This is a genomic window from Aequorivita sp. IT1183 (assembly GCF_058068265.1).
Genome location: NZ_JBYRHS010000006.1, coordinates 327,717 through 350,236 on the forward strand (window position 1 = coordinate 327,717; position 22,520 = coordinate 350,236).

At 37.1% G+C, this 22,520-nt stretch carries 17 protein-coding genes; 12 read left to right on the plus strand and 5 right to left on the minus strand.

The features are described 5' to 3' along the window. Positions 1-18 precede the first annotated feature (18 nt). Positions 19-501 carry a TlpA family protein disulfide reductase gene (locus AC3RVF_RS14285; protein ID WP_489691909.1) on the plus strand — a complete coding sequence of 161 codons (483 nt, stop codon included), beginning with the start codon at positions 19-21 and terminating at the stop codon, positions 499-501. A gap of 29 nt (positions 502-530) precedes the next feature. Next, on the plus strand, positions 531-2,177 hold the full coding sequence (locus AC3RVF_RS14290) for a DUF6029 family protein (protein ID WP_489691910.1): 1,647 nt from the start codon (positions 531-533) through the stop codon (positions 2,175-2,177). A 75-nt stretch (positions 2,178-2,252) separates the two neighbouring features. On the opposite strand, the gene AC3RVF_RS14295 is transcribed toward AC3RVF_RS14290, so the two are convergent. Continuing rightward, positions 2,253-2,990: a T9SS type A sorting domain-containing protein gene (locus AC3RVF_RS14295; protein WP_489691911.1), complete on the minus strand. Its 738-nt coding sequence runs from the start codon at positions 2,988-2,990 to the stop codon at positions 2,253-2,255. Between the two features lie 689 nt (positions 2,991-3,679). Here AC3RVF_RS14295 and AC3RVF_RS14300 point away from each other — a divergent pair. Further along, positions 3,680-5,371, plus strand: coding sequence for a T9SS type A sorting domain-containing protein (locus AC3RVF_RS14300; RefSeq protein WP_489691912.1), 1,692 nt, complete (start codon positions 3,680-3,682; stop codon positions 5,369-5,371). 76 nt (positions 5,372-5,447) lie between these two features. Continuing rightward, positions 5,448-6,038: an NUDIX domain-containing protein gene (locus AC3RVF_RS14305; RefSeq protein ID WP_489691913.1), complete on the plus strand. Its 591-nt coding sequence runs from the start codon at positions 5,448-5,450 to the stop codon at positions 6,036-6,038. On the opposite strand, the gene rsmG is transcribed toward AC3RVF_RS14305, so the two are convergent. Next, positions 6,028-6,657 carry a 16S rRNA (guanine(527)-N(7))-methyltransferase RsmG gene (gene rsmG / locus AC3RVF_RS14310; protein WP_489693636.1) on the minus strand — a complete coding sequence of 210 codons (630 nt, stop codon included), beginning with the start codon at positions 6,655-6,657 and terminating at the stop codon, positions 6,028-6,030. The genes AC3RVF_RS14305 and rsmG overlap by 11 nt on opposite strands. A 267-nt stretch (positions 6,658-6,924) precedes the next feature. On the opposite strand from rsmG, the gene AC3RVF_RS14315 reads away from it, so the two are divergent. The 4 genes from AC3RVF_RS14315 to purT all read left to right on the plus strand — a co-directional run bounded on the left by AC3RVF_RS14315 (position 6,925) and on the right by purT (position 13,372). Next, positions 6,925-7,884 (plus strand): fatty acid desaturase family protein, encoded by a 960-nt coding sequence (locus tag AC3RVF_RS14315; RefSeq protein WP_489691915.1) that lies wholly within the window; start codon positions 6,925-6,927, stop codon positions 7,882-7,884. Positions 7,885-7,889: 5 nt separating this feature from the next. Continuing rightward, positions 7,890-9,077, plus strand: a complete 1,188-nt coding sequence (locus AC3RVF_RS14320) for a pyridoxal phosphate-dependent aminotransferase (protein WP_489693637.1) — start codon at positions 7,890-7,892, stop codon at positions 9,075-9,077. Positions 9,078-9,197: 120 nt separating this feature from the next. Continuing rightward, positions 9,198-12,110 carry a GEVED domain-containing protein gene (locus AC3RVF_RS14325; RefSeq protein ID WP_489693638.1) on the plus strand — a complete coding sequence of 971 codons (2,913 nt, stop codon included), beginning with the start codon at positions 9,198-9,200 and terminating at the stop codon, positions 12,108-12,110. Between the two features lie 95 nt (positions 12,111-12,205). Next, positions 12,206-13,372: a formate-dependent phosphoribosylglycinamide formyltransferase gene (purT, locus tag AC3RVF_RS14330; protein ID WP_489693639.1), complete on the plus strand. Its 1,167-nt coding sequence runs from the start codon at positions 12,206-12,208 to the stop codon at positions 13,370-13,372. 89 nt (positions 13,373-13,461) lie between these two features. Here purT and AC3RVF_RS14335 read toward each other — a convergent pair whose 3' ends face one another. Together AC3RVF_RS14335 and trkA are read right to left on the minus strand one after the other, a co-directional pair. Continuing rightward, a complete protein-coding gene (locus AC3RVF_RS14335; protein WP_489691919.1) occupies positions 13,462-14,967 on the minus strand; it encodes a TrkH family potassium uptake protein in 1,506 nt (501 codons plus the stop codon). Next, positions 14,967-16,316: a Trk system potassium transporter TrkA gene (trkA, locus tag AC3RVF_RS14340; protein WP_489691920.1), complete on the minus strand. Its 1,350-nt coding sequence runs from the start codon at positions 16,314-16,316 to the stop codon at positions 14,967-14,969. The genes AC3RVF_RS14335 and trkA overlap by 1 nt, the downstream gene beginning before the upstream one ends. A gap of 205 nt (positions 16,317-16,521) precedes the next feature. Here trkA and ubiE point away from each other — a divergent pair, with 205 nt between their 5' ends. Continuing rightward, entirely contained in the window at positions 16,522-17,253 is a 732-nt protein-coding gene (gene ubiE / locus AC3RVF_RS14345) for a bifunctional demethylmenaquinone methyltransferase/2-methoxy-6-polyprenyl-1,4-benzoquinol methylase UbiE (protein WP_489693640.1), read from the plus strand. A gap of 3 nt (positions 17,254-17,256) precedes the next feature. Beyond that, the gene (porT, locus tag AC3RVF_RS14350) at positions 17,257-17,967 is read left to right on the plus strand and encodes a type IX secretion/gliding motility protein PorT/SprT (RefSeq protein WP_489691922.1); all 711 of its coding nucleotides are present in this window, start codon (positions 17,257-17,259) and stop codon (positions 17,965-17,967) included. On the opposite strand, the gene AC3RVF_RS14355 is transcribed toward porT, so the two are convergent. Next, the gene (locus tag AC3RVF_RS14355) at positions 17,954-18,682 is read right to left on the minus strand and encodes an RNA methyltransferase (RefSeq protein ID WP_489693641.1); all 729 of its coding nucleotides are present in this window, start codon (positions 18,680-18,682) and stop codon (positions 17,954-17,956) included. The two genes, porT and AC3RVF_RS14355, sit on opposite strands and share 14 nt — an antisense overlap. A 12-nt stretch (positions 18,683-18,694) precedes the next feature. Here AC3RVF_RS14355 and tamL point away from each other — a divergent pair, with 12 nt between their 5' ends. Continuing rightward, positions 18,695-21,316, plus strand: a complete 2,622-nt coding sequence (gene tamL / locus AC3RVF_RS14360) for a translocation and assembly module lipoprotein TamL (protein WP_489693642.1) — start codon at positions 18,695-18,697, stop codon at positions 21,314-21,316. A 94-nt stretch (positions 21,317-21,410) separates the two neighbouring features. Then, positions 21,411-22,478: a class II fructose-bisphosphate aldolase gene (gene fbaA / locus AC3RVF_RS14365; protein WP_489691925.1), complete on the plus strand. Its 1,068-nt coding sequence runs from the start codon at positions 21,411-21,413 to the stop codon at positions 22,476-22,478. The last annotated feature ends 42 nt before the right edge of the window (positions 22,479-22,520 follow it).

Genomic DNA, 22,520 nt, shown 5'->3' on the forward strand with positions numbered 1-22,520 from the left:
TCACAAATCTTATTACTTATGAAAAAAATTATTCCACTTCTTCTTTTATTCGTTTCACTCATCGGATTTTCTCAAAGTGAATTACCCCAGGTAGATTTAACTACCGTTGATGGAAACACTATTAACTCCAACGACCTTTCAAAGGAAAATAAGGTAATTGTAATTTCGCTATGGGCCACTTGGTGTGTTCCGTGCTTAAAGGAGCTTGATGCCATCAGTGAAATTTACCCAGAATGGCAAGATGAAACTGGTGTTGAACTATTTGCTGTTTCAGTAGACGACAGCCGTACAGTAAAAAGAGTAAAGCCACTAATAAACGGAAAAGGCTGGGACTATACCGTTCTTTTAGATACTAATAACGACTTCAAACGCGCCTTGGGTGCAGCTACCGTTCCATTAACTTTATTGGTTAAAAACAACGAAATAGTATACCGCCATTCTGGTTACAGTCCTGGCGCTGAATACGAACTTTATGAAAAAATAAAGGAGTATTCCAACTAATCTAATTACCAATCAACCAAACTTTTATAATGAAAAAACTAATACTCGGCGCCTTTATGTGTATGGGCGCCATCGGCTTTTCGCAAGACAATGGCTACTTTTTTGGTAGCTTAGAATCCAACTCTCAATGGCTTTTAGACGATGAAGATTTTAATTTCATCGCTCCTGAAGATCAATTTAGAGCCAATAATTATTTGCAACTTAACTATTCACTCGGAAAATTTACTGCAGGCGTTCAATACGAATCCTACTTGCCTTCTGCCCTTTTGGGATATTCTCCAACTTGGGATGGACAGAACGGAGTAGGAACCTACTATCTTAATTTCAGAAATGAAACCTTAGACATTACTGGAGGTTATTTTTATGAGCAATTTGGTAGCGGTTTAATTCTTCGCTCATGGGAAGACAGACAATTAGGAATAAACAACGCAATGAAAGGAGTTCGCGTTAAGTTTAATCCAACAGCCACCTTGGGCATAACAGGTGTTTATGGCCAAATACGAAACGGTTTTGATGTTTCAGAAGGTGTTATTCAAGGGCTTGATGCAAACTTAGATTTAAGCGAGCTTATGAAAATAGAAGCTGTAGATTTAAAATTAGGCGCAAGTTATGTAGGTCGTTACCAAGATAACGGCTCTGGCGATTCTATTCCCGCAAACATTAACGCTTACGGTGGTAGATTAGATTTTGTGATTTCAAATTTCTACGGAAGTATTGAAGCAATTACGAAAGACCCAGATGTATTAATAAATGAAGGAGAAGTTATTACGCCACAATTATTTGACGGTACAGCATTACAATTAAATATGGGTTATGCCCAAAAGGGATTAGGTATAAATTCTACATTTAGAAGATTGGAAAATTTCACGTTCTATGCAGATAGATATGCTGAAGGCAATCAATTCAATGAACAATTAGTAAACTATGTTCCTGCTATTACCAAACAACACGATTACCTACTTTCTAACATCTACGTTTACAACTCACAACCACGTCTTCTTTTTTCCGAAAACGAAAAAAGAGCCGGTGAAGTTGGGGCACAGGTAGATGTGTATTTTTCTTTTGACAAAGAATCTGTATTAGGAAAATATGGAACCAAAGTAGCAGGAAATTTTGCATACTGGGCTGGCTTAGAAGCAACCTATAATGTTGACGATTTAACGTACGACGCTAAATTTATTGGCGCCGGAGATCGTTATTTCCGCGATTTAAATATTGAAATAAAAAACCGTTGGACATCTAAGTGGAGCACTGTTGCATCTTACCAAGATGTAATTATTGACAAAGGAGTTTCTCAAGGTGGTATTCTAGGATCTGAAGGAGATATTAGAGCACAAGTTGCAGTTGTTGAAGCTACGCGTCGTTTTGAAAAAGGGAAAGCATTACGTCTTGAACTTCAACATTTATGGACTAAAGACGACGATAAAAACTGGGCTGCCAGTGTTTTGGAATACAACTTCAATCCTACCTTTACTATTTATGCCGCAGACTCTTGGAACTATGGTGGAGAAGAAGAACTTCATTATTATAGTGTAGGTGGAAGTTATACAAAAGGAAGAGCTCGTTTCGCAATGAACTACGGGAGACAACGCGGAGGTTTAATTTGCGTTGGTGGCGTTTGTAGAGAAGTTCCTGCAAGTACAGGTGTAACAGCAAACCTTGTAGTTACTTTTTAAGAAACCATAAGTTTTAAATACAAAAAGGCCCCGAAGAGAACTTCGGGGCCTTTTTATGTTAGGTATTTTAAAGTCTTATTGAACTAAAAATTTACTAGTCTGCACACCACCATTATGGTTCTTAAACTGAACAATATATGTTTGTGGGCTCAAGTCTGAAACATTTATAACCTGACGGCCAATTTCAAAGTTTCCTTGTTTAACAACTTTACCTTGAATATTATAAACAACCATATTTACTGGTTCGTTTACATTCAAAACTAATTCGTTTGAAACTAAAGTAGATTGAATAGTAAGGTTTACCGAAGTATTATCTTTTACACCTCCCGTTGGATCGTAGCGATACGTAAATAATAAAGGAGTACCTGTTTCAACCGTTCCTGCTGCATCTTCATATTGACGGAAAGCAAAAACAAAATCAACACTACCAGCACCGGTTCCTGGATCATCGTTCCAAAAGTGATTACCCATAGGTGTAGTTTCGCCAATAGCTATAGGAAGCGCATCTTCGTTTGAAGGAGGCACTGTTGCACCAGGAAGAAGATTGTTATAACATAAACCATAGCATAATTGTTCAAACTGTCCATTAGTTGAGTTTGTTTCAGATACATACTCAATTCTAGTATAAATTTCCTCAGCAGGATTGTCGTTGGTTACGAAAAATTCGTAAGAAGCATCTGGATAGCTTAGCGTCCCGAATTGAATAACATCACCATTATTCAACACATTACCTGATCTGTCCATAACTGTGTACTGAGCATTTGCCATTGCAACTGAACCAAGAACACTTAAGAGTAGTAGTTTAAATTTCATTGTTTTTGTTTTTAGGTTAAATATTTTAAAAAGTTTACTGAGAAAAGCAAAAGTAAAGATAATTATTAAAACCTATCGATTCTTTACTATTTCTCTTTCAGACATTTATAATTTCATTAAATTGATTACTGGTACAAATAGAGCTAAAAAGCCATCTAATCTCCTAATCATTGTGAACTTCATGCTAATTTTGCCTAATTAATAGTGAAATTAGTGCCTCACAGTTGATTATTTGAAATAATAAAACGAAATTAGTAAATTTTAACATAAATTACGTAAATATTTGATTTGTTGGAGCTCGAAAATTAAATATAAAAAAGTACATTTACCGCCAACTTATTTTCACAATAATTGTTAAATTTAGTAAGTTTAAATTAACAATACGTCTTAATAAGGTTTTGACATTGGCTAGGGTAAGATAATTTCGGGTAAACGTGTAGATGTATACATCAGAAAATAAAAATCTTATTCTCGAATAATTATAAGATATATAATGTGTTTTTTGAAATGATCGCCACAGAATTGCTCAAGGCTTTATATAGATTTTAAACTTAAAACAAAGAATCATTTATTTATACATAGAAAATAAAAAATTAATTTCGCAACTAACTGACTTCAAATTACATAGATATAATATTTATTTCTAATTTTATAAACTTCAATTCACTCTAAACCTAAATTTTTAAATCATGATTAAAAAACTACCCTTCACGCTAGTTGTTTCATTAATTGCTCTCGCATCATACGGGCAGACAATTGTATCAACTTCACCAGAAAACAAAAATGTAGTTCTTGAAGAATATACAGGAATCCATTGCGTGTATTGTCCGTCAGGTCATGCAATTGCAAAAGCTATTCAAGACGCTCACCCAGATGACGTAGTGCTTATCAACATCCACCAAGGAGGTTATGCAGCTCCAAATGGAAACGAACCAGATTTCAGAACTCCTTATGGTAATGCAATTGTAGCACAATCATATTCTGGCTCAGGTTTTGGTTATCCATCTGGATCAGTAAACAGACACGTCTTTCCAGGTCGCTCTATGGCTACTGGCGGCGGTACTGCTATGTCTAGAAGTAATTGGGCTGTTTCGTCTAACGAAACTTTGGCAATTGCCTCTGAAGTAAACGTAGCTATTGAAGCTGTAATTGATGTACAAACAAATGTTCTAACCATTCACGTGGAAGGATATTACACTAGCAACAGCCCAGAAAGTACAAATTTATTAAATGTTGCTCTTCTACAAAACAACACTGCAGGACCACAAACTGGTGGTGGACAAGGAAATAATTACATCCACATGCACAGACTTGTTGAAATGATTACTGGCCAATGGGGTGAAGTTATCAATACAACAACTGCAGGTACATTTGTAGACCGCACGTATACATACCCAATTCCTGCAGCTTATAACAACGTACCAACTGAGCTAGCCGATATGGAAGTTGTTGTTTTTATTAGTAACACCCAACAAGAAATTCCTAGTGGATCTCGTGCTTTCCCAACTTATACTGGAATTACAACTAACAATGATGCATCTGTTGATGAGGTTTTAGAGATATTACCTACTTGTGCTGCAGAACTTGGACCAGATGTAGTTATCCAAAACTTAGGAGCAAATCCATTAACTTCATTAGCTATTGAGTATGTTATAAATGGTCAATCGAACACGTATAACTGGACTGGAAACATTACTTCTCTTAGAAAAGAAACAATTACTTTACCTGCTGTTCCATATACTTTAAACGGTACAAACACACTAGAAGTAAATGTTCCTTCTGATGATGACAACAACAACAACTCACAGTCAATTACTTTTGATGAATCAATTGGCGGTACAGGAACTGTAGATCTTGAAATAATTACTGATGCTTATGGATCAGAATGTCGTTGGAATTTAAAGGACGGAAGCGGAACTATTATTGAACAAGGAGGACCTTATTCTAACAACCAAACTTTAAACTTCCGTTTTAACTTAGATTCAGATTGTTACACATTTTCAGCACTAGATACTTTCGGTGATGGAGGAACAAGATTTACCTTAACAGATCACGAAGGAACTCAGCTTTTCAGAGCAGTTGGAGACTGGGGTTCTGAAAAACTAGGTAACTTTAGCAGTAATGGTGTATTAGGAACTAATGATTTCAACACTGAAAACATTAGCTTATATCCAAATCCTGCTAGTACAGTACTAAATCTTAAAAATGCTGAAAACGCAAATATTCAAATATTCGATGTTCTTGGAAAATTGATTCTTTCACAAGAAAACATTTCTATGGATGCACAAATAAATGTTGCTAATCTTCAGACTGGAACTTACTTTATGAAAATTTCTAAAGACAATACTGTTGCAACAAAAAGATTCTTGATTTCAAAATAAATCGTTTTTCTTAAACATTTTAAAAACCCCGACTCGTTCGGGGTTTTTTTATTACTTTAAATGAAAATATGCTACGATGAAATACGCTATTAAAGACGAAAAAATAGTTTTTAACGACCATTATAAAATGGTAAAAGCCACAGTAACTTACGATACTTTTAACGGAAAGCAGATTACAGCAAAAAGATTAGCTTTTGAGAGAGGCAATTCGGTGGCTATTATTCTTTTTGAAAAGGAAACCCAAAGTATTTTATTAACCAATCAATTCCGTTATCCAAGTTGTAAAAACCAAGATGGCTGGCTGCTAGAAATACCCGCAGGTTCTCTGGAAGAAAATGAAGAGCCCAAAGATTGTGTAAAACGCGAAGTAATGGAAGAATTGGGCTACCAAATAGCAAATCCAAAATTAATAAGCACCTTCTACACCTCACCAGGTGCTTCAACGGAACGTATATTTTTATATTATTCGGAAGTTTCTGAGAATGATAAAATTGGAAATGGTGGCGGTAATTCAGAAGAAAGCGAAGATATTCAACTAGTAAAAATTCCTGTTTCAGAAATAGCTTCTAAAATTTCAGAATTGAAAGACGCCAAAACTATTCTTGCGTTGCAATGGTATTTGCTTCAAAAAGAGCTCCTTTTAAAGACTTTAAACATTAGCCCTTAAATTTCATAGGTAGATATACCACGCTTTTGGTTTCATAAAATTCTTCTTCAAAAAAGTCACTTAAAGGAAAGATTGCGGCATTTTTATAAACCTTTAATTCTTCACTTAAATCACCTCCTTTTAAATAAAGGATTCCGTTTTTACGCTCATGCATGCTTTGTTTGGCAATCTTTCCATTTACCCAATGTACAAAAGTCTCCATTTGGGCCACGGCGCGACTTACTATAAAATCGTACTTTCCAGAAACCGTTTCCACACGCGCATTAGTGGCTTTTACATTTTGTAATTCCAAGCCTGCAACAACTTCTTCAACAACTTTTATTTTTTTTCCGATGCTATCCACAAGATGAAACTTTACCTCTGGATATAAAATTGCTAGCGGAATACCAGGAAAACCGCCTCCCGTACCCACATCCAAAATTTTTGAACCAGGAAGAAAAGGCTGTATTTTGGCAATTCCTAACGAATGGAGCACATGCCGAAGGTAAAGCTCTTCAATGTCCTTTCGGGAAACCACATTTATTTTTAAATTCCAATCTTCATAAAGCGCTTGCAATTGGGTTAATTGACTCATTTGATGGTCAGTTAACTCCGGAAAATATTTTAATATGAGTTCCATAATTATATTTAAGAGGCAAAAGTATGTTATCTTTGGTAAAATTATGATTTTGTACCTCCCGATTTCCACAAAAGATAATTATTTTTGTGCTTTTCACCGTAACAAATTTCAGTTAACAATTACATTTTGACATATACAAATTTAAATTTTTCAAGAGTTGACAGCGCTAAATTTTTTAGGACTCTAAATAAGCGCGTTAACGATTATTTTAAAGAAAACGAAATAGCTCGAACAGGCAATTGGAAATTGCATCTGAAAACTATTATCATGTTTTCAATTTACCTTACTCCCTACTTTTTACTTTTAACGCTAAACGTCCCCGGATGGGCTCAATTGTTGTTTACCGTTGTTATGGGTGTTGGTATGGCTGGCGTGGGTATGAATGTAATGCACGACGCAAACCACGGATCTTACTCATCAAAAAAATGGGTTAACAAAGTAATGGGCAGCAGTATGTATATACTTGCCGGAAATGTTTATAATTGGCAGGTACAGCATAATGTGCTTCACCATACTTATACCAATATTCACGGTCACGATGAAGATTTGGAAGCGGGAAGAATATTACGTTTTTCAAAACATTCAAAATGGAACAAAATGCATAAATTTCAACATTGGTACAGCATTTTCTTTTATGGCTTGTTAACCTTTAACTGGGTACTTACTACAGATTTTTTTCAGACTAAAAGATATTTGGCGCGTAAGCTTTCTTACGGAAAATTGCCAAAACCAATTACGCAGTGGAGTATTTTGGTGGTTACTAAATTAATCTATATTTCACTTTGGATTGTAATTCCTATATTATTCTTCAACATTGTTTGGTGGAAAATTTTGCTAGGCTTCTTTATAATGCATTATGTAGCAGGACTAATACTGAGTATCGTTTTCCAACTTGCACATGTTGTTGAAGATACTGATATCTTATTGCCAGATGAAAGCGGCACAATGAAGAACACTTGGGCGATTCACCAATTGTTCACTACTACGAATTTCGGAACAAAAAACAAGATTGTAAATTGGTACACTGGTGGTTTAAATCATCAAGTAGAACACCATATATTTCCGAATATTAGCCACGTTCACTATAAAAACATTTCGAAAATAGTGAAGAGTACTTCAAAAGAATTTAATCTACCATACAAAGAATATAAAACTACCCGCAGCGCTATTCTTGCACATTTCCGTCATTTAAAAGAAATGGGCATTAAACCTGCCGTATCCGCATAATATTTATGGACAACAGACTTTCAAAACGTGTGAACGAGATGGCAATCTCTGCCACGCTGGCAATGGCCGCCAAAACTAGAGAATTAAAAGAGCAAGGAATCGATATTATTGGTTTGAGTCTTGGAGAACCAGATTTTCCAATACCAGATTATATAAAAGAGTCTGCTATTCTGGCTATTGAGAATGACTACCACTCTTATTCGCCCGTAGATGGTTATGGCGATCTTAAAAAAGCCATCATCACTAAATTTAGAAGAGACAATAACATAGATTATAAACCTTCGCAAATTGTGGTTTCCACAGGCGCTAAGCAGTCTTTGGCAAATTTAACAATGGTGCTTTTAGAAGAAGGCGACGAAGTTTTGCTTCCAGCCCCATATTGGGTAAGTTATGCAGACCAATGTAAAGTAGCAGGCGGAGTTCCAAAAGAAATTTCCAGCTCTATTGAAACAGATTTTAAAGTTACTGCAGAAGCACTAGAAGCTGCTATTACTCCAAAAACTAAAATGATTATCTACAGCTCCCCTTGTAATCCAAGTGGTTCTGTTTATAGTAAAAAAGAACTTCGCAAACTTGCAGATGTTTTGGTAAAATACCCAGACATTATTGTTATTAGCGACGAAATTTACGAACATATCAATTTTAGCGGAGGTCACGCCTCTATGGCAGAATTTGAAGACATGTACGATCGCACCGTAGTAGTAAATGGTGTTTCTAAAGCCTTTTCTATGACCGGTTGGCGTATTGGTTACATTGGCGCTCCAGAGTGGATAGCCAAAGCGTGCACTAAAATGCAAGGCCAAGTAACTAGTGGTGCAAACTGTATTGCACAAAGAGCAACCATAACTGCTTTGGAAAATTCGCCAAGCAAAATAAAGTTTATGGTCGACGCCTTTAAAGAACGAAGAACATTAATCTTAGGATTACTTTCTGAAATTGAAGGTTTCAAAACAAACCAACCCGAAGGCGCATTTTATGTGTTTCCAGATATTTCGTATTTCTTCGGAAAAACGCTGCGCGGAATAAACATAAATACCGCTTCAGATTTTTCACTTTATTTACTAGAAGAAGCCAAGGTAGCCACCGTTACTGGTGAAGCTTTTGGCGATCCAAACTGCATTCGTCTTTCTTATGCTGCATCAGAAACAGACATAAAAGAAGCTATGCGCAGAATTAAAGAAGCTATAGAATAATAAAAATTTTCATCATAACAAAACGGGATTGATAATTTTAAATCAATCCCGTTTTCTTGTTAGAAATTATCTGTAAATTGGGCGTTTATATTTTTTAACTTCTAATACATATTATAAACAATGAAAACCAAAATTACGCTATTACTTTTTTTCTTTGCACTTTCCTTCGGAATGCAAGCACAGGAAAAAACAAAGCCAACTTTTATTGGCACCATAGGCTCCATGGTACACGTTCCGTCAATAGCCTCTCAGACTAATCTTGCTCCAGCTAGAGTGAAGGAACAAGTTATGCAAGATGGAAGAGCTTCTAAAAACTTAATTGTTCCTGGAAAAGATCCACAAATAGAGGATGATTATTTCAAGAGAAATCCAGACAAATTGGAGCAAATGCTTAGCGGAAGAGCTCCATCTCTAGTATTTGATGCAGCTTCGTCAAACTCACAACCTACAGATCCTTCAATAGGTGTAGGCCCAAATCATGCAGTTGTTGTTTTCAACACTGGTTTCAGGATTTTTGATAAAAGTGGAAATCCACTTACCGGGCAAATTTCACCAAACCCAACCATTTTTCCAAATGGAGGTTGCTGCGATCTTACCATTTCTTATGACAACGCTGCAGATAGATTTGTTATGACCTTTTTAGGTAGTGGCGCTCAAATAGCAGTTTCTGATGGACCAGACCCAGTAAATGATGGCTGGTATGTTTATACTATTTCTCAAATTAATGACTATCAAAAACTTTCAGTTTGGAGTGATGGCTATTATATGACTGACAATACCAGTGCTGCAAATAGAATTTATGCAATGGAAAGAACGAAGATGCTAGCTGGTGACCCAACTGCTCAAATACTTGGTTTTCCACTTCCTGGAATTGTAACAAGCGGTTTTTATAGCCCACAAGCACTAAACGTAACCAATGACAATCTTCCTGCTGCAGGAGGTATGCCAATTGTTTATTTGCAAGATGATGCATGGTCGGGTGTTGCACAAGATCACGTAAAACTTTGGACTGTAGATGTAAACTGGACAACTCCAGGAAGCTCTACAATATCTGCTCCAGTTGAATTAACAACTACACCTTTCATTTCAGTTTTTGACGGTGGAAGCTTTTCAAACTTGGCTCAACCAGGCGGTGGTGCTAGCATAGATGCGCTACAGGCTACAGTAATGAACCAGGCTCAATTCAGAAAATTTGGAGGTCATAATTCTGCAGTTTTTAATTTTGTTGTAGATACTGATGCTTCTGGAGGAGAACTTGCAGGAGTACGCTGGTTTGAACTTAGACAACCTGCTGACGGACAACCGTGGAGTATTTATCAGGAAGGTACATATACTTCGCCTGATGGAAAACACGCTTGGCACGCAAGTATGATGATGGATGTTCAAGGAAACATAGGTATGGGTTACACGGCTATGGCTGGTCCAACAACGCCAGATCCAACTACTAAAAGAGTTAGTTCATATTACACAGGGCGCTACTCAAGCGATCCATTAAACACGATGACGGTTGCAGAAGAATTAATTGCTGCTGGAAATCAAAATATCCCTGGAACTCGTTACGGCGATTACAGTAAAATTGATATAGATCCTGCTAACGATAAACAATTCTGGTTTATTAATGAATATATGAATACCGGAAGAAAAGATGTTGTAGGCGTTTTTCAAATTGCACCAAACTTCAATGATGATATTGGTGTAGTGAGTATTGATGCTCCAGAAACTGGAACGCTATCTAATAGTGAAACGGTTACTGTTACTATTTTTAATTACGGACAAAACAGCGCTTCCACTTTTCCTGTAACATTTCAGGTTGATGGTGGAACCGTTATTTCTGAAACTTATACAGGTACAATCGCATCTGCCGCTACTGCGCAATATACATTTACGGCTACTGCTAACTTAGGTACGGTAGGACAAACGTACATTATTACAGCAAAAACTAATTTAGTTGGCGACGAAGACAATGGAAACGATGCTCGCACAAAATCAGTTATTTATTTAGAGCCTAATGATATTGGTGTAAGTGCTATTACTTCACCTGTATCGGGAACTAGCCTTACAGCTGCCGAAGATATAATTGTTACCATTACTAACTTTGGTGGAGAGTCACAATCAAATTTTGACGTTTCCTACGATTTAGACGGAACAGTGGTTACTGAAGTATATACTGGCACATTAGCTGGAGATACGGCAGCTTCTTTCACTTTTGCGCAAACAGGAGATTTTTCTGCCATTGGAAGTTATAATTTATCGGCTTACACATCTTTGCCAGGCGATAGTGATACTACAAATGATGCTAAAACTGTAATTATTGCACACCAAAATTGCCAGCCTGTTGGAGATTGTTCTTTCGGCGATGGATTGCAACTTTTCAGTGTTACAGACATTAACAATACATCAGATTGCGAAGGTTATGCAGATTTCACTAATCTTATAGCAGGAATGGAAGCAGATACTACTTACGATCTTACTTTAACAACAGGTTACGGAAATCAGTACGTTCGTGTTTGGATAGATTTTAACGACGATTTCGTTTACAGTATGGATGAGCTTGTTGTAGATAATATAATAATTGCACCGGGTCAGGCTGGTGGATCATATACTACTACAACAGATTTAGTTGTTCCTGCAGGTGCGGCTTTCGGTCAGCATTTAATGAGAGCTAAAACTAACTGGAATGGACCAGTACCAGACGATGCTTGTGAAGAAACTAACTTTGGTGAAACTGAAGATTATTCTGCACAAATTGGAACTGCTGGTGTTACAGATAACCTTTTTGACGAAAATGGACTTACAATTCTAACGTTAGAAAACAACAATTTCGATGTAAGCTTAAAAACTATTAATTACTCAGAATCTATGAATCTAACGGTGTTTAACACCCTTGGCCAAAGATTGTTATTCAGAAAACTGGAAAACAATGGCAACGGATACACTTACAAATTAGATATGAGTTATGTAGCTAAAGGAGTTTATTTAGTTCGCGTTGGTAACAAAGACAACGGAAGAGTAAAACGAATTATCGTTAAGTAATTTCGAATATTTATTAGTTTAAAAACCCAAAGCACTAATACTGCTTTGGGTTTTTTCGTTAAATCTAATACTGTATTTTTACAAAAACTTTAAAAATGGCCAAAATTTTATTATTCGGAAGTGGAGAATTAGGAAAGGAATTCACCATTGCCGCCAAAAGAATAGGACAAACTGTAATTGCTGTAGACAGCTATCCCAATGCTCCCGCGGCCCAACTAGCAGATTTTGCCGAAGTAATAAATATGCTGGACGGCAAAGCTTTGGATGCGTTAGTTGAAAAATACAAACCAGATTACATTGTACCTGAAATTGAAGCCATTCGCACCGAACGTTTTTATGAATATGAAAAACAGGGTTACACGGTAATCCCTTCTGCGAGGGCGGCAAATTTCACCATGAACCGAAAAGCCATTCGCGATTTAGCCTCTAAAGAATTAGGCTTAAAAACTGCCGAATATCGCTACGCAACCTCAGCCGAGAGCTTGAAGAAAGCGGTTGCAGAAATAGGAATGCCCTGCGTTGTAAAACCCTTAATGTCTTCCAGCGGAAAAGGCCAAAGCACAATAAAAACTGAAGCAGATATTGAAAAAGCCTGGCAGTATTCACAAGATGGTTCCCGCGGCGATGTTGCCGAAGTGATTGTGGAAGCATTTGTAAATTTTAATTACGAAATTACACTGCTCACCGTTACCCAGCGCACCGGAAAAACACTTTTCTGCCCGCCCATTGGCCATCGTCAAGAACGCGGCGATTATATGGAAAGCTGGCAACCTGCACCCATGAAAAGCGCTGTTTTAGAAGAAGCACAACAAATGGCCGAAAAAGTAACCACTGCCCTAACAGGCTGTGGTATTTGGGGTGTTGAGTTTTTTGTTGCAGATGATGGGGTTTATTTTTCAGAACTCTCTCCTCGTCCGCACGACACGGGGATGGTAACCTTAGCGAACACCCAAAATTTTAATGAATTTGAATTGCACCTTCGCGCCATACTCGGACTCCCAATTCCTGAAATTACGCTAGAACGCATAGGCACCAGCGCGGTAATTTTAGCTACAGAAAATTCTGAAAACCCTAATTTTGAAGGGCTTGAAATAGTAGCGGCATCGCCAAAAACAGATTTTAGAATTTTCGGCAAACCCACTTCCCGTCCGTACCGAAGAATGGGCGTAGTTTTAACGTACGACAATTTAGATGGTGATATCGATAAGGTTATTGAAAGAGCGAAAAACTTAGTTAATAATGTAAAAGTAACGTCAGATTAAAATTATAAATGACTGATTTTAGTGGAACACATAATTCACGAAGTGAATAAGGTTTTGCTTAGTCTCTTTATTCTATTTGAAATTTCAACCTACCTATTTCTCCAGAAAAAAGGCGTTAAAAGAATAAGTACCGTAAACAATTCCAGTCTACCAATAAGCATCAAGAAACTTGACCACCATTTGGCAGCATCGGGCAAGTATGCATAATTATTCACCGGGCCAAGATCACCGAGGGCGGGGCCCACATTTCCTAATGTTGACGCAGCTCCACCGAGGGCGGTTTTAAAATCTAAGCCCAACCAAGAAAAAACTAAAGTCCCAACAATAAATGAAAGCATATAAAGAATGAAGAACCCCAGTATATTGAATACAATTTGTTTGGGCACCGCTTTCTGATTATAACGCACCGGCAAAATAGCGTGCGGGTGAAGTGTTCTTTTAAATTCAAGTACGCCGTTTTTAATCATTATTAAATGGCGCATTATCTTAATTCCTCCAGCTGTGGAACCTGCGCAACCGCCCAAAAACATCATTCCGAAAAAGAAAATTGTTAAAAATGGCGTCCACATTGTGTAATCGGCACTCACAAAACCTGTGGTTGTAATAATCGTAAGTACTTGAAATAGTCCGTGACGAAAAGCGCTTTCAAAAGGACCCCAAACCATTGGGTGCGCTATACTTGAAACGGTTACATCTGCTTCAAAATAGATTAATATGGCTGCCACAATGGTTAACGCAACTATAAAAATAGTGTACATTTTAAATTCTTCATCGTGAAGTATTTTCTGAAATTTGCGCTTAAAGGCGAAATAGCTTAAAACAAAATTACTCCCCGCTAAAAACATAAAGAAAATGATAATGTATTGCACCATCGGATTATCATTCCAATAAGCAACACTAGCATTTTTAGTTGAAAATCCTCCTGTACTCAGCGTTGCTAAAGAATGGTTTATAGCATCAAAAAAGCTCATTCCAGCAATTTTCAATAATATGGTTTCAGCTAAAGTATAACCCACGTAAATTAGCCATAATCGCTTAGCCGTATCTGTAATTCGTGGATGAAGTTTGTCGCCACTTGGGCCAGGTGCTTCGGCAGAAAAGAGCTGCATACCACCAATACCAAGCAATGGTAAAATGGCTATTGCTAAAACAATAATCCCCATCCCTCCTATCCAATGTGTGATGCTACGCCAAAACAAAACACCACGCGGGATAATTTCAATATCAGTTAAAATAGATGCTCCCGTAGTGGTATAACCACTCATCGTTTCAAAAAAAGCATTTGTAAAATCCGGAATGGCACCGGTAAAAAGATAGGGCAACGTACCAATCAGCGCCATAAAAATCCAACCAAAAGTAACGATTATATAACCTTCCCGCTTTTTGATTTCCTTTCTGTGGTTTCGGGTAAGCAGCATTACAATTCCCCCAACGCCCAGCGCGACGGCACCCGCCATTATCATTTCAGTAAACACGCCATCTTCGTAATACCAACTTACGATGGAAGACAATAACATAAAACCACCGTTCACCATGAGCAATAGGCCCATTAAGTGCGAAATGATTTTATAATTAAGTTTGGCGAGTGAATTCATTAAATGAACATTGTTTCTACTTTCCTGATAGATTGCGGAAGACAGCAAACCACTACTCTATCGCCGTTTCTAATTTCGAAATCGCCCAAGGCAATAATGCCTTTTCCGTCTCTAATTACTCCGCCAATTATAGCCGAAACAGGAAAATCTAAATCTTTAATTTTTTTGTTGCAAACTTTAGAGTGGCTCGAAACAACAAACTCCAGAAGTTCTGCATTCATGTTGTTTAGCTTCGTCATTGCCACAACTTCACCTTTGCGTACGTAGCGAAATATATTATTGGCCGCCAAAAGTTTTTTATTAATAAGGGTGTCAATACCTATGGAATGCGAAAGTTGAAAATAATCCATATTCTCCACCAAAGCAATTGCTTTTTTCACTCCTTTCGATTTTGCAACCAAACAAGACATAATATTGGTTTCGCTATTTCCAGTAACAGAAATAAAAGCGTCCATATCTTCAATAGATTCTTCAGATAATAAATCAACATTTCTACCATCGCCGTTAATTACGAGACAGCCCGGAATATCATCGGCAATTTCGAATGCTTTGTCTTTATTGCTTTCAATAAGTTTTACGTTGAAATTTCCTTTACAAAGATCTTTTGCTGTTTTATAACCAATTTTACTTCCGCCGAGAATCATTACATTTTTAATTTCCTGGCGCACCTTTCCTGTAAGTTTGAATATTTGATCCAAACCATTTTTGCAGGTAGTAAAATAAACTTGATCTCCTTCTTTAAATTGTGTGTCTCCACGTGGTATAAGCGTGTACTGCGTACCATAACGCTGCAATGCAATTGGCACGTAGCGCAGTTCGGGATTCAGCTTCGCAACTTCTTTTACAGATTTTCCAACAAATGCCGAAGTACGCGATAAACTTAGCCCTATCATCGTTAAGGCTCCGTTTTCAAATTCATAGGTATCGTTAAAAGCGCTTTGGCCAAGCAATAGTTCAATTTCATTGGCAGCCAAAGATTCTGGCGAAATAAGTTCGTCAATCCCAAATTTTTTAAATCCTACTTCATCTTTTCTATCGATAAATTCGGTATTGGAAATACGCGCAATTGTACGCTTAGCGCCCAATTGTTTTGCAAGTACGCAAACGGTAATATTGGTGGTTTCACTAGAAGTAACTGCAATTAAAAGATCGGTATCGTTAACGCGCGAATCTTGTAATACAGAAATGGATGTGGCATCTCCGCGCACAACCCGTATATCTAGGTTGGTGTCTGCGTGAGCAAGCGAGTCGCGGTTGGGATCAATAAGGGTGATATCTTGCGATTCAAAGGAAAGCAATTTTGCAAGGTGAAACCCTACTTCACCGGCCCCGGCAATAATAATCTTCATTTAGATGGGATTAGTTTTTTCAGAATAACTTTTTGTGGAATCAACTCCAAGTAAATCTTTTATGAAACTTTACAGCAGCAAAGATATAGAAATAAAAGGCATCGTTAACCAAATAGTCTTGGTAGAATAATTACACTCAAAAGTTTGAAACTTCAACAAAGTTAGTAGCACCTCTTAAAAAATATGTAGTTTTGCAATCGATTTTATGGAAAAGAAAATAACACCTTATAAAAATTCTTCTGACGGAAAAAAGAAGCAGGTTGAACAAATGTTTGATACTATTTCTGAAAATTATGACGGCTTAAACCGTTTAATCTCATTGGGTTCTGATATTAAATGGCGAAAAAAAGTCATTAAAATGGTTGCCGAAAAAAATCCGAAATCTATTTTAGACATAGCTACGGGTACGGGCGATTTGGCAATTCAGTTTGCCGAAAAAACTTCGGCAGAAAAAATTATTGGTTTAGATATTTCTGAAGGCATGCTTTCCGTTGCCCGCAAAAAAGTTTTGGGAAAGGAAATTTCAGCAAAAATTGAATTTGTGCAAGCAGACTCTGAAGCCTTGCCTTTTGAAGATAACACCTTTGACGCCATCACCGTTTCCTTCGGAATCAGAAATTTTGAAAATCTTGAAAAAGGACTTTCAGAAATTCTGCGTGTACTAAAAAAAGGAGGCATATTTGTTATTTTGGAAACTTCGGTTCCCACAAAATTTCCGTTTAAACAAGGGTATTATTTTTATTCAAAAAACATATTGCCACTCGTTGGAAAGCTTTTTTCTAAAGATAAAGTGGCGTACAAATATTTAAGCGAAAGTGCCTCGGTATTTCCTTACGGTGAAAAGCTCAACAATATTTTGCGAAAAACTGGGTTTAATGAAGTGAAAAATAAACCACAAACTTTTGGCGTGGCAACCATCTATAATGCTACTAAATAATTTATGAAGAAGCTATTTTTTCTACTTGCCTTTTTATGTATTGCAAACAGCGTAAATGCGCAGTGGTTTTTTAACAAAGAGCGTATTGCCAATTTAGAGAATTTCGACAAAAAACAATTTACTTGGGGTTACTTCTTAGGCTTTAATAGCTACGATTTTAAATTTGACTATAAAGATCAATATGCCGATAATAACACAGACATTCTTGTGGAGCGATCTTCAGGTTTTAACGTAGGACTTGTTGGCGATTTGCGCATCAACGAATATATAAACTTACGTTTGGAGCCGGGACTTTATTTTACCCAGCGCGATTTAATTTTTCCTGGTTTTACGGAAGAAAGAGATTTTCTGCGCGAGGTGAAATCTACCTATATCCACGTGCCGCTTTTGGTTAAGGTTTCTACCAAACGATTAAATAATATAAAACCGTTCCTTATTGGCGGTGTTTCTACTTCGCTCAATCTTTCTAGCAACCAGAAAAACCCGGAAGACAACGAGCAGGGAAGATTCCGAATGACCAATGGCACAAATTATTACGAGCTAGGTTTTGGAATTGATTTATACCTATATTACTTCAAATTTACGCCTTCTATTCGAGGTGTTTTTGCGATGAATGATGAATTAATTCGCGACGACAACCCTAACAGTCCGTGGACTGGAAACATAGAAAAACTTTCTACTCGAGGTGTTTTTATAAACTTTACATTTCAATAGATCTTCTAAATTCGCTTAAAAGAATAGCGGTTGCCGTAGCTACATTAAGACTTTCTGTTTTTTGAATTTTTCCGAAACGGGGAATAGTTATTTTATTAGTTATTTTCTGAATTATTTCTTCTGAAATACCATTCGCTTCATTACCCATTACCACTATACCATCCTTCGGAAGTTTTTCGGAATATATATTTTTTCCTTCCATAAAACCCCCAAAAATGGGCAAAGTAGTATTTTCGAAATATTCCAAAAGCGACAAATAATGCACTTGAACTCGGGCTAAAGAACCCATAGTTGCTTGCACTACTTTTGGATTAAAACAATCGGCTGTATCTTCAGAACATATTAACTGTTGCACGCCAAACCAATCGCACAAACGAATTATTGTGCCCAGATTTCCGGGGTCGCGCACAGCATCCAGCGCTACAATTAATCCTGAATTCTGTAACGCATTTGCCTTTGGAATTTCAAATAACGCCAAAGAAGTATTTGCGGTTGTTAGAAAACTAATTTTTTTAAGCTCGGCTTCGGTAACAAGAAAATGATTTTCAGCAGTAATTTCAGAAGCATTGGTTGAAAAAAATGAATGAAGTTTTAACCCTTCTTTTTGCAATTCGGCAATTACTTTTGGCCCTTCAGCAACAAAAAGACAATTTAGAGCACGGTACTTTTTTTGTTGCAGACTCGTTATTAATTTTGTTTGACTTTTGCTGACCAAAATATAGTATTTTTGAATTCGATTAAAAATGTACACTTGAAGCGCGACCCGACAAAAATATCAATAATAATAGTAATTATCAGTCTGTTTTTTTCGTGCAATGCTGTAAAAAGAGTGCCAGACGGAAAATACCTGCTCACCGAAAATACAATTTTGGTGGATAGTGTAAAAGTTAAAGATGCTGGGCTGTATAGCCAGCTAGCTCAGAAGCCAAATACCACCATTCCGTTAATTGGTTTACCCTTAGAATTACACATTTACAATCTAGCCGACCAACAGCCTGACTCCACCTATTACAAATGGCTTCACAAAAACCCTAAACGCGAGGCGCGCCTAATTAATCTTCTTTCAAAAAAACAGGTCGATAAAATTGATAGTAGTTATGTAAACTTCAATCAGTGGCTTCAAAAATCTGGAGAAGCCCCTGCCGTAATCGACCAACAAAAAATTGATAAATCCATGGTACGGCTAAAACGTTGGTACGCTAGTTATGGATATTTTAATGATGAAGTAGATTTTAAAATTGAACCTAGCGAGAAGAAAAACAAACGCGCAAAAATTACTTATTTGGTTGAAAAACACCAACCGTATTTTGTGGGCGATTCTATTACCCAAAAGATAAGCTCGCCGGTGGTAGATTCACTTTTTCAACGCACAAAAGGCAAATCATTTATCGTTCCCGGAAAGCAATATGCTGCAAATGATTTTGTGAACGAACGCGATAGGCTTACCATTCAATTTAGAAATTCTGGACTTTATCATTTTGAACAAGAATATGTTGGTTTTGAGGCAGACACTGTAAATACAGAGCACAAGGCAGACATTACATACATCATCCCAGACCGAAAGATTACCAAAGGCGACAGTACTTATACCGAACCTTTTAAAGTTCATAGCATTAATGAAGTTCGGATTATAACAGATTATTCGTACGAAAATCGGAACAAAGCTTTACAAGATTCTATAAGTTATAAAGGCTACAAGTTATTCAGTTACGGCAAAATGCGTTTTCGCCCAAAGGCTATTGCAGATGCTATTTCGATAACTCCCGGCAAAATTTATAAAGACATTGACCGTACATTAACGTACAATCAAATTAGTGATCTGCGTATTTTTAAATATCCTAACATTAATTATTCCGTCGTTGCTACAGATTCTACAGAGCAGTTGTTGAATTCTACTATTTTTCTGAGTCCGCGAGACCGATTTACGCTTGGGGTAGATTTTGATACTTATACCTCCACCATTCAACAATTTGGAATCAGTTTTAGCGGAAATATAATTTTTAGAAATATTTTTCGCGGTGCCGAAATTCTTGAAGTCTCAGCTCGTGGAAGTGTTGGTTCTTCCAAAGATGCGGCAGACAGCGAAAGCACGTTTTTTAATATTTCGGAATTTGGGGGCGATGTAAAACTCACTTTTCCACGGATAATTTTTCCTATAAATACAGAAAAGTTAATCCCCAAATATATGTCGCCTTCTACAGGGATAAGTCTGGGAGCGAGCGCACAGAATAATATTGGTTTAGATAGGCAAACGATAAATGGAGTGTTTAATTACCGTTGGAAGCCTTCAAAAATTATGAGTTACCAATTAGATTTGTTAAACCTGCAATATGTAAAAAACCTCAACATTGGTAATTATTTCAACGTTTATCAGAATTCTTTCGATCAACTAAATACCCTTGCTGGAGGAACTGAACTCAATAACCCCGGAACAATCAATCCAGATTATTACAGTTTCGATGCAAACAACAATCTTATTCTAATTGTTCCAGAGGGAGCAAACGGATTTATTAGCGACGTAAAAGACGGCACCATCAACTCTAGTTTGATTGATACTGATGCCGCCAATGCCGTAAGTAATATTGACGAACGCAAAAAACGACTTACTGAAGACAATTTAATTTTCGCTACAAACATAACTCGAACGCGCGATACACGCGAAAATATTCAAGACAACAACTTTTCGAGAACCCGCTATAAATTAGAGGTAGCAGGAAATCTCCTTTCAGGTATATCAAGTCTTGCGGGGGTAAACAAAAATGAAGATGGTAACTATACTACGTTGGGCGTAGTTTTTTCACAATATGTAAAAGGAGAAGGAGAATACATAAAACACTGGGAACTTAATGGTAATAATGTATTGGCTTTTCGCGCATTTGGTGGGATTGCCATTCCTTATGGCAACAGTAACAGCATACCATTTACGAGAAGTTATTTTGCCGGAGGTGCCAACGACAACCGTGGATGGCGCGCTTACGATCTTGGCCCCGGAAGCAGCGGCAGTACAGACGAATTTAATGAAGCCAATTTTAAAATTGCGCTAAATGCCGAATATCGGTTCACTATTTTAGGAGCCTTTAAAGGAGCATTTTTTGTTGATGCAGGTAATATTTGGAATGTTTTGGATAACATTCAAGATGAAGCTTCAGTATTTAATGGTATTGCAGATATTAAAGAACTTGCAGTTGCCACGGGTCTTGGACTTCGTTACGATTTTGGTTTTTTCGTATTTCGCTTTGATGTTGGTTTCAAAACCCACAATCCTGCCAAAGTAGTGGGCGAACGCTGGTTTACAGATTATAAATTCACCGAGGCTGTTTACAATATCGGTATCAACTATCCATTCTAAACCATATAAATTTGTTACTTTTGCTGAAAGGATTCAGCTTGCATTAGGCAAGTACGAGTCCTATAATTTTAACAATTAACACCACAACACAACTATGAGCCACGGAATTAAACCCGGTGTAGCAACTGGAAAGGAAGTTCAGAGAATTCATCAATACGCAAAAGAAAAAGGTTTTGCTATGCCCGCCGTGAATGTTGTGGGCTCAGATAGCGTTAACGCTGTTATGGAAACTGCTGCCGATTTAAATGCACCTGTAATTATACAATTTTCTAATGGCGGAGCACATTTTAATGCTGGTAAAGGACTTTCAAACGAAAATGAAAAAGCCGCAATAGCCGGTGGCGTTGCTGGAGCAAAACACATTCACGAACTTGCAAAGTTGTATGGTGCAACAGTTATACTTCATACAGACCATTGTGCAAAAAAATTGCTTCCTTGGATTGATGGGTTGCTAGATGCTGGTGAAATATTTTTCAAAGAACACGGCAAGCCGCTCTACAGCTCGCATATGATAGATCTTTCCGAAGAGCCTATTGAAGAAAACATTGAAATCTGCAAGCGCTATTTAGAGCGTATGAGCAAAATTGGAATGACCCTAGAAATTGAATTGGGCATTACTGGTGGCGAAGAAGACGGCGTAGATAACACAGATGTAGATTCGTCTAAATTATATACCCAACCCGAAGAAGTTGCATATGCTTACGAAGAACTTTCAAAAATAAGCGATCAGTTTACTATTGCTGCAGCCTTCGGAAATGTGCACGGTGTTTACAAGCCCGGCAATGTAAAATTGACTCCAGTTATTCTGAAAAATTCGCAGGAATATGTTCAGAAAAAATTTAACACGGGTCCAAATCCAATAGATTTTGTATTTCACGGAGGTAGCGGATCTACCTTAGAAGAAATTCGCGAAGCAATAGGTTACGGTGTTATAAAGATGAATATTGATACTGATATGCAATTCGCTTTTACAGAAGGCGTGCGCGATTATATGGTGAAGAATTTGGACTATCTAAAAACCCAAATTGGAAACCCTGATGGTGACGAATTACCAAACAAAAAATATTACGATCCAAGAAAATGGCTTCGTGATGGTGAAATCACTTTCAAAAATAGACTTGAAAAAGCCTTTAAAGATTTGAACAACGTGAACACGTTATAATAAAAATTCAGAATTTAAAAATAGAAATTCTGAGCCCTTCAT